Genomic DNA, 15,048 nt, shown 5'->3' on the forward strand with positions numbered 1-15,048 from the left:
CAGCCACACCCGAACCGCCGCCCCCACGCCCACCAGCGGCCAAGTGCCCCGGTGGGCGCGAGCCTGACCACGTTGCGTCAGGTTTTCCAGTCAGCCCGGTCAGGGGGCGCTCTCGTGCTTCTGCTCGACGTAGAACTTCGCGGCTTCGCGGACGGCGTCCGGCGTCGGGGAGGGGTACCAGTCGAGCTCCCGGGTGGCCTTGCCGTGGTCGAGCGGCGGCATGAAATGCATGAGCCGGACGCTGACGCTGGTCATCGGGATGTCGCGGCGCAGCACGCGCCCGACCACATCGCCGACGCGACCGACCACCTTCATCGCGGGCAGCGGGATGCCGAAACGCGGGGGCTTCGCGTCGACCGCGGCGGCCGCGGTCGTCAACAGTTCCTTCCAGGACATGTAGCGCTCGCTGATGATGTACCGCTCGCCGACGCGTCCCTTCTCCGCCGCGAGCAGGAACGCGCGGGCGGCGTCCTTGATGCCGACGACCTCCATCGCCGCGTCGCCGAAATGGACCGGCATCTTGCCGTGCGCGGCGTCGGACACCATGCGGCCGTGCGGCGAGCCGAAGTCGGGCGCTCCGTAGGTCGTCGACACGCACATGACGATCGCGGGGAGCCCCCGCTCACGCTGGTAGCTCAGCACCAGGTCCTCGGCGGCCACACGTGCCTGGATGTACGGCCCACCCAGGTGCTGCCAGGTGTGCGGAAGGTCCTCGTTGGCCGGGCCGCCGTCTGCCGACAGGCCGATGGTGCCCACCGTGCTGCAGAAGACGAAACGCCGCACCTTCGCCTCGACCGCGGCGTCCAGCGCGTGCCGCAGGCCGTCGACGTTCGTGGCGAACAGCGGCGCCGGGTCGCGCAGCCAGGCCCGGGTGTCGACGACGCAGTAGTGCACGGTGTCGACACCGCTCATCGCCTCGTGCATCGCGTCGTCGTCGGTCAGGTCGCCGTAGTGGCGCCGCACGGCCAGGTCGTCGAAAGCCCGCGTCGAGCTGGTTCGACGGATCCACACCCGAACGTCGTCGCCGCGCTCCACCAACTGCCGCGTGACGTGCGAACCCAGGAAGCCGCTCGCTCCCATAACCAGCTGTGTGCCGACCACGACCCGACCGTCTCCTCAGATTTGCTCGCGTCCGACCGCTGCGCCGGCTCGTTCGGCTGTCTCGTCCCTTAGGCGGTGCGGGTGGCGGTGACACTCCGGCTTGGAGTCAGCCCTTCCCGAAGGCGGCAAGGACAAGCAGGCGCGAACCATAGGTATCACAGATCAATTTTCCCAGTTCGGCGGCATACGTCCCTGCCTCAGCATGTGGCTGCGTGCAGCTGTCAGGACGATCGGGATACCACACGACAGGTGCTGTTCCAGGACCGTGGTCCAGGACGCGGACGCCCGGCCCATGGGCGGTGGACGCCGCCCGCGGCCGCCCGCTGTCGAGGCGCGCGGCGACCGCGTCCGGGTGGCCGTAACGGTGGTTCGCCCGGCGCGCCGGGCCGGTGCCGCCCCACGCATCGTTCGCCGTGAGAGATCGCCATGAGCATGTTGTCGCCGTCGCGGGTACGGCAAAATCGCGACGCTGACAACACGTCGGCGGCGATCAAAGCTGGTTCGCGCTCTCCGTTCCCCGGCCGCGCAGGTCACGGGCTCGGGCGGTTGACCGCCCGGTACTGGCGGTGCCGCCTGACGCGGGACCCGGCAAAGCGCTGCCGAGGCCTGTCAGGAACCGCCCGCCACCGAGCGCTGGACGACCTCGAACTCCAGCAGGGACGAGCCGGACGCCACCGGGCGGGCACGCTCTCCCGAGTGCGCCTCCATGGCCGGCCCGGTGAGCCACGCCTGGAACGACTCCTCGCTGTCCCAGTGCGTCACGACGAAGTACCGGTTGTCGCCCTTCACCGGCCGCAGCAGCTCGAACGACACGAAGCCTGGCTGCCCGTCCACCGCGTGCAGCCGGTTCGCGAACCGCTTCTCCAGCTCGGGGCCGGCGCCCTCGGGAACCTCGATCGCATTGATCTTCACGACGGTCACGCCGCCCAGCCTACGGCCAACCCGGGAGTCGGAGTAGCGCCACCGCCCCGTGCCGCTCGCCAGCGGCGGCGGGCGGCGGGCGGCGGGCGGCGGGCGGCGGCAACGTCGCGCTCGCCGCTCGCCGCCCGCCGGACGCTCCCTACCGCCTACCGCCGGCCCGTCCGCCGGGTCAGACCTTGATGATGGCGAAGGTCTCCTGGTGGGGACCGGTGAGAATCGCGAACCGGCCAATCGGGATGTCGGCCGGTCCGAGGATGACCGACCCGCCGAGCTCCACGGTCTTCGCGGCGACCGCGTCGGCGTCGGCGACGGCGAAATAGGTCATCCAAAATGACGGCACCTCGGCGGGCACCATCTCAGGCATGGGCATCATCCCACCGATGACGGCGCCGCCGAGCTTCCACTCGTAGTACTCCATCGGGCCGCCCTGGGCCCCCGAGTCGTCCGTGGCCCAGCCGAACACGGCCGGATAGAAGGCCTTCGCCGCGGCCACGTCGCGGGTGTCCAGCTCGTTCCAGCAGAAGGCACCGGGCTCGTTCGCCAGCTCGGCTCCCTTGTGCGCCCCCGGCTGCCACACAGAGATGGCGGCACCGCCGGAGTCGAGGAACACCGCCATCCGGCCCGCGTCCAGGACGTCCATCGGCGCGACGACGACCTGGCCACCGGCGCTGACCACGGCCTCGGCCGTCTTGTCCGCGTCGTCGACCCGGACATAGGTGCTCCAGGCGGCCGGCTGTCCCTCGCCGAACAGCGGACCCAGGCCCGCGACCTGCTTGCCGCGCAAGGTGAACAACGTGTAGCCGCCCGCCGCCGGATCCGGCGAGACGTTCGCCTCCCAGCCGAACAGGCTGCCGTAGAAGGCCCTGGAGGCCTCCACATCCGGGCTGCCAAGGTCTACCCAGCAAGGAGTTCCGGGCTCGTAGGACGTGAACTCGGCCATTACGACCACCTCCCGCACATTTGACGGACACCCCTGCGTGTCCTGCGAAGGACGGTAGCGGGCAGGTATGACAGTTCCCGCGACCCGCGGGGTCCCATCGGTGAATCCGCGGGTCCCTTGGCGCACGCGAACCGCCAGTGCCGGCGCAAACAGCCAGCGAATTTCGCGTATTTGGACACGGCCGCATTCCCAGGGCCGGCGGGTCCACGAGAATCACCGGCCGCTGGCGACGTGCCGGGCTGGGACGACGGGCGGCTCCCGACGCCGCGCCCAGCAGCGGGATCGGTGACCACGGACACGGCCCGCATGTCGCGCCCGCCACGACTGGCGTCAGGCGCCTCCGCGAAGACACCACCACCGGCGCCGGCCCGCGCAGAGCCCCGAGCCTGCGGTCATGCGTCTCCTCTACCGGCAGGATCCACTCCGCGGTCCACGGCAGGGCGCCGTCGTGAGCGAGACGGTCGGCGAGGTGGTCGGCTCCGGCACAGCGGGCCGCCAGCTGCAGCTGGCGGCGGTCCTCCCCCGCGCCCAGGTAGGCGCCGGCACGCAGGCGAGCGGCGGCGGTCGGCTTCACCTGACCAGCCAGCTCCACCTGACCAAGTGTCGTGCCCCGCGGCGGTTTCGCCTCCCCTGTTCGGCTATTCGACCGCCGGTGCCGCGGTGACGATGACTCCGCTCGGCTCGGTCCCGTCCGCCTGACGCCAGGGAACCTGGACGTAGCCACCGCGCTGGTCCGCGGCGCCAGGGCGGACGGGGAGGGCGCGGATGACCCGCAGCAGGAGGTCCGTCGGTTCGCCGTCCCCGTCCCCGTCCGCGGTCGAGGCCGTGTCCGCGGTCGAGATCCGCAGTCTCGTCCCGTCGGGCCCGTTGCTGGCGAGGGCGCAGGCGGTGACGACGAGGCTGGAGCCCGGCAGGACCGGCTGGCTGCGCACGGTCGGGTCTGGGGTGTCGCTGAGGCTCTGCGCCTGCGGTTCGGTCTGGCCCTGCATCAGCGCGACGAGCTGGGTGACGAACACCCAGTCGTGCGTCGCGTCGTACACGTACCTGGTACCGAGAACGCCATGCTCGGTCGTCCCGATGAGGCCGGCTTCCGAGCCCGGTTGTGCCTGGGCGCGGTAGGTCATGGGCACGTGATAGCTCACGGGGCCGCCGCCGGCCGCGTCTGTGACGATCATGAACTCGATGCCGACCTCGCCCGCCGGGTCATCGAGCCGGAACCCGCCGGCCCTGGTGAGCTGGGGCGTCAGGCCGGCGTCGAGGTACCAGGGCTGACCGGGGAGCCAGGCCGTCAGCAGCTCCAGCTTCGACGGAGCCAAGGTGGTGTTGTGGACTGTCGCCATCCTCGAATTATCTTCGCCGCACTTACCTTGCCGCGCCGGCGTCACGGCCCGGCGGCCGGTCGCCCGGGCACGACGGCCTGGCCAGACGCGTCATCCAGCGGTGGGTCGGGGTCCAGGGGACGCGGCACGTACCAGCGCACGGCCGACGAAGGCGAGCTGGGCCGGGAGGGCCGAGCGCCAGAACGCGGGGTCGTGCCCGCCCGGCCCGAAGCCGTGTTCGGTGGCCGCCAGCTCGCCGGCCGCCTGGCGGGAGACCGCGTAGAACGGGTCGCTCTGCCCGCAGTCGATCCGGTAGGCCACGTCCGCCGGCGGTGGCTCTCCCAGGACCTGGTGGGCGGCGAAGTCGGCGGCGGAGTCGAACGCGCCCGGCGCGCTGGCGCCGTAGGCGTGCCACATCGCCGGGCTGCTCGCCGCCACGGCGACGGCAAGGTCCGGGTGGCGCTGGGCGAGCAGCAGGGCGCCGTAGCCGCCCATCGACCAGCCGATTGCCGCCAGCCGGGTGGTATGCAGCCCCTGATCCGCGAGCCGGGGCAGGACCTCGGCCAGGATCATCCGTTCCGGGTCGTCGCCAGCCGCGCGCGGGTGCCAGTAGGTCTCGCCACCGTCGACCGCGACGGCGACGAACGGCGCCACTCCGGCGCGCGCCGCGTCCGCGAGCGCGGTATCCAGGCCCAGAAGCGCCACTCCGCGCGGCGCGTCATCGCCACGGCCATGCAGGACGAGACACACCGGCAGTCCGTCGACGGCGCCTGTGACCGGCGAGACGACCACCATCGAGACGTCCCGACCCCGAGCCGCACTCCGGAACGCCGTCCGCGTCACCACCGCCGGCCCGCGTGGTATGACCGCCGCGCCGCCGCCTGTCGACGCCGCCACCCCGCCCGTCGGGCCGGCCGTCGGGCCGGCCAGCTCGCCGCCCGAGGCGGCGCCCGGCGTACCGGCCGCGGCGTCGCCGGAGCGTCTTGCCCACAGGGCGCCGCCGACGGCACCGGCCGCGAAGGTCGGCGCCGCCAGCAGTACCGTTCGTCTGCTCGGCCGCACGCCCAGGATCGTCCCATCGCCGGGCAGCGCCCCGCCCAGCCGGCCGTCCAGCGGCCGAGGCACTCACCGCGCCGCACCGCGCCGGCCCGGCTTCGCCCACGAGTACTCGCCGAGAACCAGCCATGCCCCGGTCGAGCGCCTGGGGCGTTCATCCGTCAGGCCTCGCGGCCGAAATCTTCCAGGTGGACCGCACCGCGACACCGCGCCGTGGCGCCCGCCGGCCGGCGGCATTTCACCACGGAAATCAGGGCCGGTTCTCGCCACGTCCACATCGTTTGTTTGTCGGAATCTGGTGGCGACATTCCGGCCGATGATCCCCACCGCGACGACGAGGCTCGGATACCGCTTCGGATCCTCCTCGGACCGAGGATCGACCAGGTCAGCAAGATCCCACCTGTATGATGGGCCTGCCCGCAGCGTCGCACTAATGTCAGGGGCGGTTTGTGCGAGAGATTGTCGTGTTCAGCGGAAGTGCACATCGGCAGCTGGCGGAGGAGGTGTGCCGACACCTAAAGACGCCGTTGTCGCCGGTTCGCATCGATCGATTCGCCAACGACTGCCTGGAGGTGCAGCTGCAGGCGAACTGCCGCGAACGGGACATCTATATCATCCAGCCGCTCGTGAAGCCGGTCCAGGAGAACCTGGTCGAGCTGCTACTCATGATCGATGCGGCGAAGGGCGCGTCCGCGGCGCGTACCACGGTTGTCATGCCGCACTATTCGTACGCCCGGTCAGACAAGAAGGACGCGCCTCGGATCTCCATCGGCGGGCGGCTCGTCGCCGATCTGCTGGCCACCGCCGGAGCCAGCCGGATCCTCGCGATGACTCTGCACTCACCCCAGGTACACGGCTTCTTCAGCGTCCCCGTCGACCACCTGCACGCGCTGCGGGAACTGGCGGAGCACTTTCGCCAGTACGACCTGTCGAACACCACCGTGGTCTCGCCCGACCTCGGCAACGCCAAGGAGGCGGCGAGCTTCGCCCGGCGGCTGGGTGTCCCGGTCGCGGCCGGCGCCAAGCAACGGTTCGCCGACGACCGGGTCGCCATCAGCGCGGTCATCGGCGACGTCGCCGACCGCGACATCATCATCCTCGACGACGAGATCGCGAAGGGCAGTACCGTCCTGGAGCTGCTGAACAAGCTCCACGACATCGGTGTCCGCTCCATCCGCGTGGCCTGTACCCACGGGTTGTTCGCCGGCGGCGCGCTCAAGCGAATCGGCGACCAGCCCGACGTCCTCGAGATCGTCTGCACCAACACCGTTCCCGTCCCGGCGGAGGAACAGGTCTCCAAGCTGAAGATCCTGTCCATCGCGCCCGCGCTGGCCGAGGCCATGCGACGCATCCACAACGGCGAGTCGGTCAGTTCACTGTTCGACTGAGCCGGCCGAGGCCACGGCGCGACCGTCGCCCGGAAAGACCGTGTCCTGTCCCGTGCGACGGTCGCGGCGGTCTAGGTGACTGGCGCCATTACGGCCGACGCGTGGGCAGGCTTGATCCGAGGCAGAGCCCGAGTCTGGCCGAACCTCAGTTCGCCACCGGTCGATGGTGGATGTTGCGCGCAGGAGCCGGCGCGCAGATAGAGGAGGACGGCCAGTACCCGACGGTGGTCGCCGCACCCGGGTAGCAGGCCGAGCCGGCCGTAGATGTTGCGGATGTGGGACTCCACCGTGCGCTGTGTGAGGAAGAGCTGATCACCGATCGCTCGGTTGGACCGTCCGTCGGTCATCAGGGCGAGAACCTCAAGCTCACGGGCACTCAACGTCGCCAATCGATCGGTCGCTGACGTTCGCAACGCCATGCTGGGCACCGCACCCTCCTTTTCCCATTCCCGGATGGCAATGCCGGGGCGGGGTCGCTACTTGACGACGACGAGAACCGGGTCGGCCTCCGCCGCGACGGGGTGGGCGCCGGGGGCCGGGTGGGGATGCACGACGCGCGGCCGTCGGTGGCGACGGGCGGCCAGGAGGGCCGGGCTCGGCAGGGTGTACGGGTCGGCGGCGGCGTAGTCGACCTGATAGCCGAGGTCCTCGAGGCAGCCCACGGTCACCCGGCTCATCGGGTTGCCCGCGGGGTCGACGAAGCCCGTCATCAGTTCGGCGTCGAAGACGCTTTCCCGCCAGTGGGAACGGGCGGTACCCGACCCGCCTCGGTTCTCCACCGGGACGGGCCGCGGCGGGGCGCCGTCGCCGCCGGTCAGCCGGCCGTACTCGGCCATCGCCGCCGAGCCGACGAACACCGGGTCCTCCAGGGCCGCCGGGTTGTCCGGGCCGGGTACGACCAGGCGCCTGCGGTCCCAGAGGCTTCCGCCGATCCCGAGCACATGCCCCATCTCGTGGGTGATGACGTCGCCGAGCGTGCCGTCGGCCGCCATCTCCGCGAGGTCGGCCACGTCGAAGCTCATCTCCCCGCGGCACGGCTGGAGCAGGGACCCGTCCGGCGCGACCCGCAGGTGGGTAGGGCGGGCGCTGCCCAGGACGTGGCCGGGGCCGTCGATCTTCTTGCCCTGGGCGATGATCAGGACATCGTCGATGACGTCGTCGCCGATCCGGACGTCCGGCAGGTCGCCGACGATGACCCGGGCCCAGCGGTCCGCCGCGGCGGCGAAGGCCGCCTGCTCGGTCTCGGTGAGCCCGTCGAGGAACCGGATCTCGATGGTGAAGGGTGACTCGGTGTCGGCCAGCTCCCTGGCCCGGTCGGCGTCGGCTCTGGCGACGTAGGTGTCCATGGGGCGTCCTCGCGGTCGAGGGACACGGCGGTTCAGGCCGCTGCCGCGGGTGCGTCCCGCGGCGAGTCGGCGAGCCCGACCGTGGGTGGCTGGATCGCCACTCGTTCCACGGATCGCCGCAGGACGGCGATGATACGGGCGCGGCGTCAGCGCGCGGCGTGCGACTCTCCGCCCAGGGTGACGAAGCCGGCCGCGGCGGCCAGGCCGGCCGGCGAGCGGTCGCGCAGCTCCCGCTGGGCCTCGGCGAGGGCGACCGGAGCGGGGACTCCGGCGGCGAGGCCGCGGTGCAGCGCGATCATCAGTGGGGCGGTCGCGCCGTCCGGGACGGGTACGACCGACGCGACCAGCTCGGCGGCGCCGCGGGCGATGAAGGTGGCGGCGAGGCCGAGCAGCTCGTCGCCGGTGTGGACCATCGACCGACCGCTGTCGCAGGAGGCCAGCACGACGGTGCGCGGGACGGTGGCGAGGCGCTCGACGTCGTAGACGACGAGCGGGCCACCGTGCAGCCGCAGCGTGGAGAACAGCGGGTTGTCCGTCGTGAGCGTCCCGTGCGCCGCGAGGTGCGCGACGTCGGCCTTCGCCAGCCCGGCCAGCACCGCGTCCGCGGTCGCCGCGTCGTCGAGCAGCGGCTCGACGCCGTGGATCGCCGCGATGGCGGTGGCCTCCTCGCGGGCGCCGGGCAGGCCCGGCCCGGCGGCCACCATCGCGGTTCCCGGGACGTGGGCCGCGGTGCTGGCGGTGTGCCAGAGCGTCGCGGACGGAGCGACGGTGACCGGACGGCCCGCCCGGGACGGGAGCACCGACCACGGAACGCTGTGCAACGGGCCGGTCGGGACCACGACGAGCGGGCGGCTCTCGATCTCCGGGACCTGTCCGAGCAGGACCTCGTCGAGCCGGCGCGCGGCGTCGGTGAGCAGCGCCACGGCGGCGTCGCGCGAGGCCGCCGGCCGTGCCCCGGGCCGGGAGCGGCCGGCGGCCTCGTCTACGCCCGGGGCCGTTCCGGTGGCCGGGGCCCCGACGCCCCAGGGGCCGCCGTCGGCGCGGGCCAGCCGGCGCAGGGCGTGGGAGAGGCGCTGGACCAGGCCGGCCGGGACGGACGCCGGGCCGAGCGGCCTGCGCCGCAGGCGGCCGTCGACCAGCACCAGGGCGTGCAGCTCGCCGTCCAGCTGGACGAACTCGACCAGCGCCCGGCCGCCGAGCGTGTCGGTGAGCTGGGCCAGCGAGACCGGTGCCGCCGGCGCGGAGCTCCCGCGCACCGGGTGCAGCCGGATGTGATCGCGGATGCGCCGTTCCAGCGCCACCTGCCGCTGGGTCAGCCGAGGACGCCCCCGGTCCGCGGTCGGAGTGGCGGTGCGGACCTGGGCGACCGGATCGGGCCGGCCGCGGTCGATCTCGGCGATGGTGGCGCGCAGCTCGGCGAGCAGGCCGGCAAGTTCCGGGTCCTCGGCCGGCAGCACGGCGCGGCGCAGCAGCCGGCTTGCCCGGCCCCGTTCCGCCCATTCGAACACCGCCGCCGGACCGCCGCCGTCGAACGCCATCCGCAGGCCCAGCTCGCTCAGCTCGGCGCGGTGCACGGCCGAGTGGACGCGCAGGTCGGTCGCGCCCAGCGAGGCCGCGTGCTCGTCCAGAACCCGCAGACCGGCGCGGGCGGCACCGGCGGCCCCGCGGCGGTCACCGCCGTCGCGGCGCAGCAGCGCCTCGGCGTACCAGCCGCGGGCGCGCAGCGCCGCCGGGGCCGTGGCACCGCGCCGCGCCGCTGTGCGCGCGAGCTCCAGGTGACGGCGGCGGTCCGCCGCCCGCCCACGCAGCCCGGCGACCCGGGCGGCGACGAGGCGCGCCTCGAGCGCGGCGGCCGGCCAGCCGGCGCGAGCGAGGGTGTCGACCATCCGCTCCAGCTCGCGGACGGTCATGCTCAGCCGGACGCCCGCGTCATCCCGGCCGTCGAGGGTGGCACGGTCGTCGCGGGTGGCGAGCTCGGCGCGGACGACGACGAGCGAGGCGCAGGCCGCCCACTCGGCACGGCCCTGGCGGGCGAACGCGCGGCGGGCGAGCCGCGCCTGTACCAGCGCCGCCGGCGGGTCGTTGTCGAGCAGCGCGGCCTGGGCGAGGAAGAGACGGGCGCCGGGCACCAGCAGCCGGCGGCGGTGCCGTTCGAACTCGGTGATCGCGGCGAGTGCCGCCTCACGCGCCTCGGCGCACACCCCGGCCGACAGCAGCAGCTCGCTGCGGTCCGCGAACACCGGGCCGAGCTGGCCGCGGTGCTCGCCGATGATCTGCTCGGCGCGTTCGAGGTGGGCGAGTGCGGCCGGCACGTCGCCACGCATGATCTCCAGGTAGCCGAGGTTCTCGGCGATGATCCCGACCGCGAGCTGCCGGCCCAGCGCCCGGGCCAGCCGGTCCGCCTCCAGCAGGTCGGCCTCCGCGTCGGCGAAGGCGTGCAGTTCCGTGTACGCGATGCCGCGGTTGACCAGCGACCGTTGCAGGTCGACCTCGGCGCCGGACGCCCGCAGCAGCGGGATCGCGACCTGGAACTCGGCGAGCGCCTCGCCCGGACGGCCGATCTGGCGCAGCAGGTCGGCCCGCTGACCACGCGCCCGCGCGAGCCCGGCCCGCCGGCCGGACCCGTCGCGCTCACCAGCCCGATCCTCACCAGCTCGATCGTCGCCAGCCTGGCCTTCGACGCCGCCGAACAGCGCGGCCAGCGAGCCGAGCTGGCGCACCGCCTCGTCGATCTCGTCGAGTGCCCGCTCCGGCCGGCCGAGGTGCAGCAGCGCGGCCGACAGCGGGATCCGAGCCTCGCCGGCGAGCTCGACGGCGAGCGGCCTCGGCTCCACCTGACCGGCCAGCTCGACGGCCTGGCGCAGGTAGCGGACGGCGGTGTCGACCTGCCCGGTCTGCCGGGCCGCCCGGCCGGCCGCCCGCGCCGCGAGCGACGCCGCGGCCGGGGCGTCCGCCCGCAGCGCCCGCGCCAGCACCGCCGCGGCGAACCGCACCGCGCGTCCGGGATCCCAGTCCGCGCGCCGCATTGCCTCGTGGGCCTGTTCCGCCACCGATTCCCGAGCCGCCGCCACCCGGCCCCGCTCCCTGCTCGTCGAACCACCTTCCGGGCAAGGATGCCGCGCTCACGGCCATGAGGGCGAGAACTTTTCGGACTGTCGGGAGCATGACGCGGTATCACGGGCCCAGATCGCGTATCCGTATGGCGTAGACGCCCCTCGCGGCAAGGACGCTCCTACGGGGAAGGACGACCTATGACCATTCCTGTCTCACTCGACCCGGCGTTGGACCCGGCGCCCGGAACGGCGCCGGGTCCCGACGAACCGCCGGCCGAGCTGGCCGTGCACGCGGCCTGCCAGGAGGACGTCCAGCGGGAGCTGGCCGCGCGCGGTATCCCGGCCGGCGACGTCGACACCACGCTCGCCCAGACCCTGGGACTCGTGCTGTTCCGGCTGCCCGCCAGGGAGCTGCGCCAGTATGCGGCCCGGCTACGCCGCACCGCGGCGCACCCCGCCATCGGCACGGCGGCCGCGAGCCCGCAAACGCTGGCAGCCCGGCCGCGGGCGTACGCCAACGAGCTCCAGCTGCTCGAACGCCGCAGCCTGCGCCGCTTCACCGAGCTGGAGCTGCTGATGTTCGACCTGCGGGTGGATCTCGGCCACAAGCTGGGCTACGTCCCCGCCATGGGAAAGAACCGGGACGTCGTCACGATCAACCCCCAGAGCAAGGGCGGCGGCATCAGCGGTAGTCCACAAAGCAAGCCCCAAAGCAAACCCCAGAGCAAGGGCGGCATCGGCTTCGACCCGATCGAGCTGGCCGGCGACCCGGTCGACCCGATCCCGGTCGGCACCCAGCCGGACCTCGCGCCAGGCGGGCAGCCGTACCGGCACCAATGGGCGCCGATCCCGGACGGCGGCCCGGGTGACGGCGTGTCGGTGGGAGTCGTCGATCTCCCGCTGGTCACCAGCGACCTTCCCGCGCTGAAGACGGATCGGGTCGTCGAGCTGGCGCACCCCAAGGAGCTCGCCGAGTTCCCCACCTCCTGGGCCGGGCACGGGAACTTCGTCGTCGGACTCGTCCGGCGGCAGGCGCCCGGCGCGCGGATCGTGGCCAGTCCCGGGCTGCGGGCCTGGGACGGCGCCGGCACCTCCTGGGACGTCGCCCGGGCGATGGCCGCGCTCGCCACCGAGAACATCAGCATCCTGAACCTGTCGCTCGGGGTGGCGACGGAGGACGACGAGCCGCCGTTCATCATCCGGCACGCGATCGAGGCGCTGTGCGCGAGATGCCCGGGCCTGCTCGTCGTGGCGTCGGCGGGGAACCGGGCGAGCCTGCCCGACCCGCCGGAGGCGGTCTGGCCGGCCGCGCTGACCGAGGTGGTCGCGGTCGGTGCGAACACCGAGTACCGATCCCAGTTCAGTCCGCGCAGGTTCTGGGTCGACGCGACCGCCGACGCGGTCGACGTGGTGAGTCTCTACCTCGCCGGCGAGGTCACGCTGCCCGGCGGCACGTCGGTGAAGTTCGCGGACGGTGTCGCTCGGTGGAGCGGCACGTCGTTCGCGACGGCGACCGTTTCCGGCGCGATCGCGGCGCGGATGACGACCCATGCGGACGGCACGGCCCGCGCCAGCACGCTGACGCCGGCCGAGGCGCTCGCGGAGCTCTTCGCCGACCCGGCCTCGGCCATCCAGCGCTACGTCCACATCCCCAGCTGAGCAGACCGGCACGAGCACGAAGGTGGCGGCATGCGCGATGACCCGACGGTGGTCACGCTCGTCGAACGGGCCCGCGACGGCGACCAGGCGGCCTGGAACCAGATTGTCGACCGGTACGCGGCGCTGATCTGGGCGATCTGCCGACGGCACGGGCTGGGCGGCGCCGACGCCGAGGACGTCGCGGCGACCGTGTGGCTGCGGTTGGTCGAGCGCCTCGCGACGATCCGCGAGCCGGCGGCGTTGCCCGGATGGCTCGCGTCCACCACCCGGCGGGCCTGCCTGCAGGCGTTGAACGCCCGCGGCAGGCAGCTGCCGGTCGAGACGGAACGGATCCCGGACCAGACCGACCACACGGCAACCGACGAGTGGCTCCTGCGCGAGGAACGCCACCTCGCCCTGCGAGTCGCCTACGCCGACCTGCCTGAACACTGCCGGCGCCTGCTGGCCATGCTGTTCCGCGACGAGGACGAGGCGGACCGGTACAACCGGATCGTGGCGGCCCTGGGAATGAAGAAGGGCGGCATCGGCCCGACTCGCGGCCGATGCCTGGACAAGCTCCGGGAGAACCCGGCGATCGCGGCGCTGATGGACACCACTGTGGCCGGCGGGAGATGACGTCATGTCGAGACCACCCTGGGACGACGACGTCCGCCTTCTGCTCGACCTCGGTGGCGCGCTGGACGCCGCCAGCGCCGTGCCGACCCGGATCGCCGACATCGGCAGGGCCGCGTTCGTCTGGCGCACGGTGGACGCCGAGCTCGCCGAGCTGACGTTCGACTCGGCGACCGACGCGGCCGGGCGGCCCGGCGGGGCCGATCCGGGCGGCGAGGCCGAGGCAGGCGGCGAGGCAGGTTCGGCCGGCGGTGAGCGCGACACGCTGCCCGACGGCGCGCTGGCCGGGACACGCGCCTCGGTCGCCCGGCTGCGCGCGATGACGTTCACCGCGAGTGACCTCACCATCGAGCTGGAGGTGGCGGACGACGGCCTGGTCGGTCAGGTCGTACCGGCCCAGCCAGGCCTGATCGAGCTGCGCTCGCGGGATGGCGCCGCGGCCCAGGCGGCGGAGGCGGACGCCGTCGGCTGGTTCGTCCTGCGCCCCCGCCCCACCGGCACCTTCCAGCTTCACGTCCGGCTGTCCGGTACCGACCGCCGCGAGATCGTCACCGAATGGTTCGTCCTCTAGCCAACGTGCCCGACAAGGAGATCGGACGGTTCTTCGGCGACGGCGAGTCCGCCGACCGGCAGGCTTCTGACAGATCGCCACGACAATTAACTTTCCGCTAACCGTCCGCGCACAAATCTGTGTCATCCGCTCACGCTTGATCACAATCCTGAAAACATGACGAAATGCCCAGCCCAACTTTGTCCGGACTGGGAACAGTCCCCACCCGACGCCCGTTGCCGCTGGTTATGACCATTGCGGGACCGGTCGGTATCGCCGGCCTAGCCCTAGACCCGACAGCGGAACCAGCCGCGGAGATCGACGCCGCCGCCAGGCTGGAAGAACTGGGATATCAGACGCTCTGGCTACCGGGCGGCCAGGGCAACAATCTCGCGCAGATCGACCGGGTCGTCCGCGGCACGTCGACGCTGCGGGTGGCGAGCGCCATCATCTCCGTCGACCGGGTGCCGGCCACCGAGGTCGCGGCGGCCCACGCCGCGTTGGCGGCCGAGCATCCCGGCCGGTTCGTCGTCGGCCTCGGTGGCGCGCACGGCCCGAGGCCGTTGCCGACGCTCAACACCTACCTGGACGCGCTGGACACCGCGACGCCCCCGGTGCCCGCGTCGGAGCGGATCCTCGCCGCGCTCGGCCCGCGGATGCTCGACCTGTCCCGTGGCCGCGCGGGCGGCGCCTACCCCTACCTGGTGACCACCGACTACGTGACCGAGGCGCGCAAGCTGCTCGGAGACGGGCCGGCACTCGCGGTGCAGGTGCCGGTCATTCCCCTGGCGGACCCCGGCGCCGCACGGGAGCTCGCCCGTGCCTCGGTCCGCTTCTTCACGACCCGTCCCGGCTATCGTCGCAACTTCGTCCGCATGGGCTTCGACGAGGCCGACATCACCGGGCTCAGCGACGCCTTCGTGGACGGCATCACCGTGTGGGGCGGCCTGGAGTCGATCGTGGCGCGGATCGCCGACTACCAGGCGGCCGGGGCTGACCAGGTGGTGCTCGGCCTGCGCCTGCCCCCCGACAGCGATCCCAGCTCGACGGCCGCGTGGCAGTCCCGCCTCGCGGAGGCCCTGCTCAGCTGAGCCACCGACTGA

The 15,048-nt window shown here is 72.9% G+C and carries 13 protein-coding genes; 5 read left to right on the plus strand and 8 right to left on the minus strand.

The window, feature by feature from the left end; genetic code table 11:
* Positions 1–99 precede the first annotated feature (99 nt).
* The 5 genes from BCD48_RS07765 to BCD48_RS07790 form a co-directional block, all read right to left on the minus strand.
* The gene (locus BCD48_RS07765) at positions 100–1,101 is read right to left on the minus strand and encodes an NAD-dependent epimerase/dehydratase family protein (protein ID WP_198543138.1); all 1,002 of its coding nucleotides are present in this window, start codon (positions 1,099–1,101) and stop codon (positions 100–102) included.
* Between the two features lie 609 nt (positions 1,102–1,710).
* Complete coding sequence (locus BCD48_RS07770) at positions 1,711–2,022, minus strand: antibiotic biosynthesis monooxygenase family protein (RefSeq protein ID WP_013423807.1); 312 nt, start codon at positions 2,020–2,022, stop codon at positions 1,711–1,713.
* A gap of 169 nt (positions 2,023–2,191) precedes the next feature.
* Positions 2,192–2,962 (minus strand): VOC family protein, encoded by a 771-nt coding sequence (locus BCD48_RS07775; RefSeq protein WP_071047637.1) that lies wholly within the window; start codon positions 2,960–2,962, stop codon positions 2,192–2,194.
* A gap of 638 nt (positions 2,963–3,600) precedes the next feature.
* Positions 3,601–4,302 (minus strand): maltokinase N-terminal cap-like domain-containing protein, encoded by a 702-nt coding sequence (locus tag BCD48_RS07785; RefSeq protein ID WP_071047639.1) that lies wholly within the window; start codon positions 4,300–4,302, stop codon positions 3,601–3,603.
* 90 nt (positions 4,303–4,392) lie between these two features.
* Positions 4,393–5,343 (minus strand): alpha/beta hydrolase, encoded by a 951-nt coding sequence (locus BCD48_RS07790; protein WP_083418313.1) that lies wholly within the window; start codon positions 5,341–5,343, stop codon positions 4,393–4,395.
* 443 nt (positions 5,344–5,786) lie between these two features.
* On the opposite strand from BCD48_RS07790, the gene BCD48_RS07795 reads away from it, so the two are divergent.
* On the plus strand, positions 5,787–6,725 hold the full coding sequence (locus tag BCD48_RS07795) for a ribose-phosphate diphosphokinase (protein WP_071047640.1): 939 nt from the start codon (positions 5,787–5,789) through the stop codon (positions 6,723–6,725).
* 71 nt (positions 6,726–6,796) lie between these two features.
* Here the strand turns inward: BCD48_RS07795 and BCD48_RS45685 are convergent, their stop codons facing one another.
* The 3 genes from BCD48_RS45685 to BCD48_RS07810 all read right to left on the minus strand — a co-directional run bounded on the left by BCD48_RS45685 (position 6,797) and on the right by BCD48_RS07810 (position 11,142).
* Positions 6,797–7,144, minus strand: coding sequence for a LuxR C-terminal-related transcriptional regulator (locus tag BCD48_RS45685; RefSeq protein WP_083418308.1), 348 nt, complete (start codon positions 7,142–7,144; stop codon positions 6,797–6,799).
* Between the two features lie 57 nt (positions 7,145–7,201).
* Positions 7,202–8,071, minus strand: coding sequence for a leishmanolysin-related zinc metalloendopeptidase (locus tag BCD48_RS07805; RefSeq protein ID WP_071047641.1), 870 nt, complete (start codon positions 8,069–8,071; stop codon positions 7,202–7,204).
* A gap of 146 nt (positions 8,072–8,217) precedes the next feature.
* Positions 8,218–11,142, minus strand: a complete 2,925-nt coding sequence (locus BCD48_RS07810) for a CHAT domain-containing protein (protein ID WP_131803831.1) — start codon at positions 11,140–11,142, stop codon at positions 8,218–8,220.
* A 180-nt stretch (positions 11,143–11,322) separates the two neighbouring features.
* Here BCD48_RS07810 and BCD48_RS07815 point away from each other — a divergent pair, with 180 nt between their 5' ends.
* The 4 genes from BCD48_RS07815 (at position 11,323) to BCD48_RS07830 (ending at position 15,036) form a co-directional block, all read left to right on the plus strand.
* The gene (locus BCD48_RS07815; RefSeq protein WP_071047643.1) at positions 11,323–12,783 is read left to right on the plus strand and encodes a S8 family peptidase; all 1,461 of its coding nucleotides are present in this window, start codon (positions 11,323–11,325) and stop codon (positions 12,781–12,783) included.
* A gap of 30 nt (positions 12,784–12,813) precedes the next feature.
* The gene (locus tag BCD48_RS07820; RefSeq protein WP_071047644.1) at positions 12,814–13,398 is read left to right on the plus strand and encodes an RNA polymerase sigma factor; all 585 of its coding nucleotides are present in this window, start codon (positions 12,814–12,816) and stop codon (positions 13,396–13,398) included.
* A 4-nt stretch (positions 13,399–13,402) separates the two neighbouring features.
* Positions 13,403–13,966: a hypothetical protein gene (locus BCD48_RS51095; RefSeq protein WP_071047645.1), complete on the plus strand. Its 564-nt coding sequence runs from the start codon at positions 13,403–13,405 to the stop codon at positions 13,964–13,966.
* A gap of 227 nt (positions 13,967–14,193) precedes the next feature.
* Positions 14,194–15,036, plus strand: coding sequence for a TIGR03620 family F420-dependent LLM class oxidoreductase (locus BCD48_RS07830; RefSeq protein ID WP_071047646.1), 843 nt, complete (start codon positions 14,194–14,196; stop codon positions 15,034–15,036).
* The last annotated feature ends 12 nt before the right edge of the window (positions 15,037–15,048 follow it).

The organism is Pseudofrankia coriaricola (assembly GCF_001854805.1).
GTDB lineage: Bacteria > Actinomycetota > Actinomycetes > Frankiales > Frankiaceae > Pseudofrankia.

Bases quoted from the DNA above. Each gene is read 5' to 3' on its own strand.
- BCD48_RS07805 (WP_071047641.1), bottom strand. From the start codon at position 8,071: ATGGACACCTACGTCGCCAGAGCCGACGCCGACCGGGCCAGGGAGCTG.
- BCD48_RS51095 (WP_071047645.1), top strand. From the start codon at position 13,403: ATGTCGAGACCACCCTGGGACGACGACGTCCGCCTTCTGCTCGACCTC.
- BCD48_RS07830 (WP_071047646.1), top strand. From the start codon at position 14,194: ATGACCATTGCGGGACCGGTCGGTATCGCCGGCCTAGCCCTAGACCCG.
- BCD48_RS45685 (WP_083418308.1), bottom strand. From the start codon at position 7,144: ATGGCGTTGCGAACGTCAGCGACCGATCGATTGGCGACGTTGAGTGCC.
- BCD48_RS07775 (WP_071047637.1), bottom strand. From the start codon at position 2,962: ATGGCCGAGTTCACGTCCTACGAGCCCGGAACTCCTTGCTGGGTAGAC.
- BCD48_RS07815 (WP_071047643.1), top strand. From the start codon at position 11,323: ATGACCATTCCTGTCTCACTCGACCCGGCGTTGGACCCGGCGCCCGGA.
- BCD48_RS07820 (WP_071047644.1), top strand. From the start codon at position 12,814: ATGCGCGATGACCCGACGGTGGTCACGCTCGTCGAACGGGCCCGCGAC.
- BCD48_RS07785 (WP_071047639.1), bottom strand. From the start codon at position 4,302: ATGGCGACAGTCCACAACACCACCTTGGCTCCGTCGAAGCTGGAGCTG.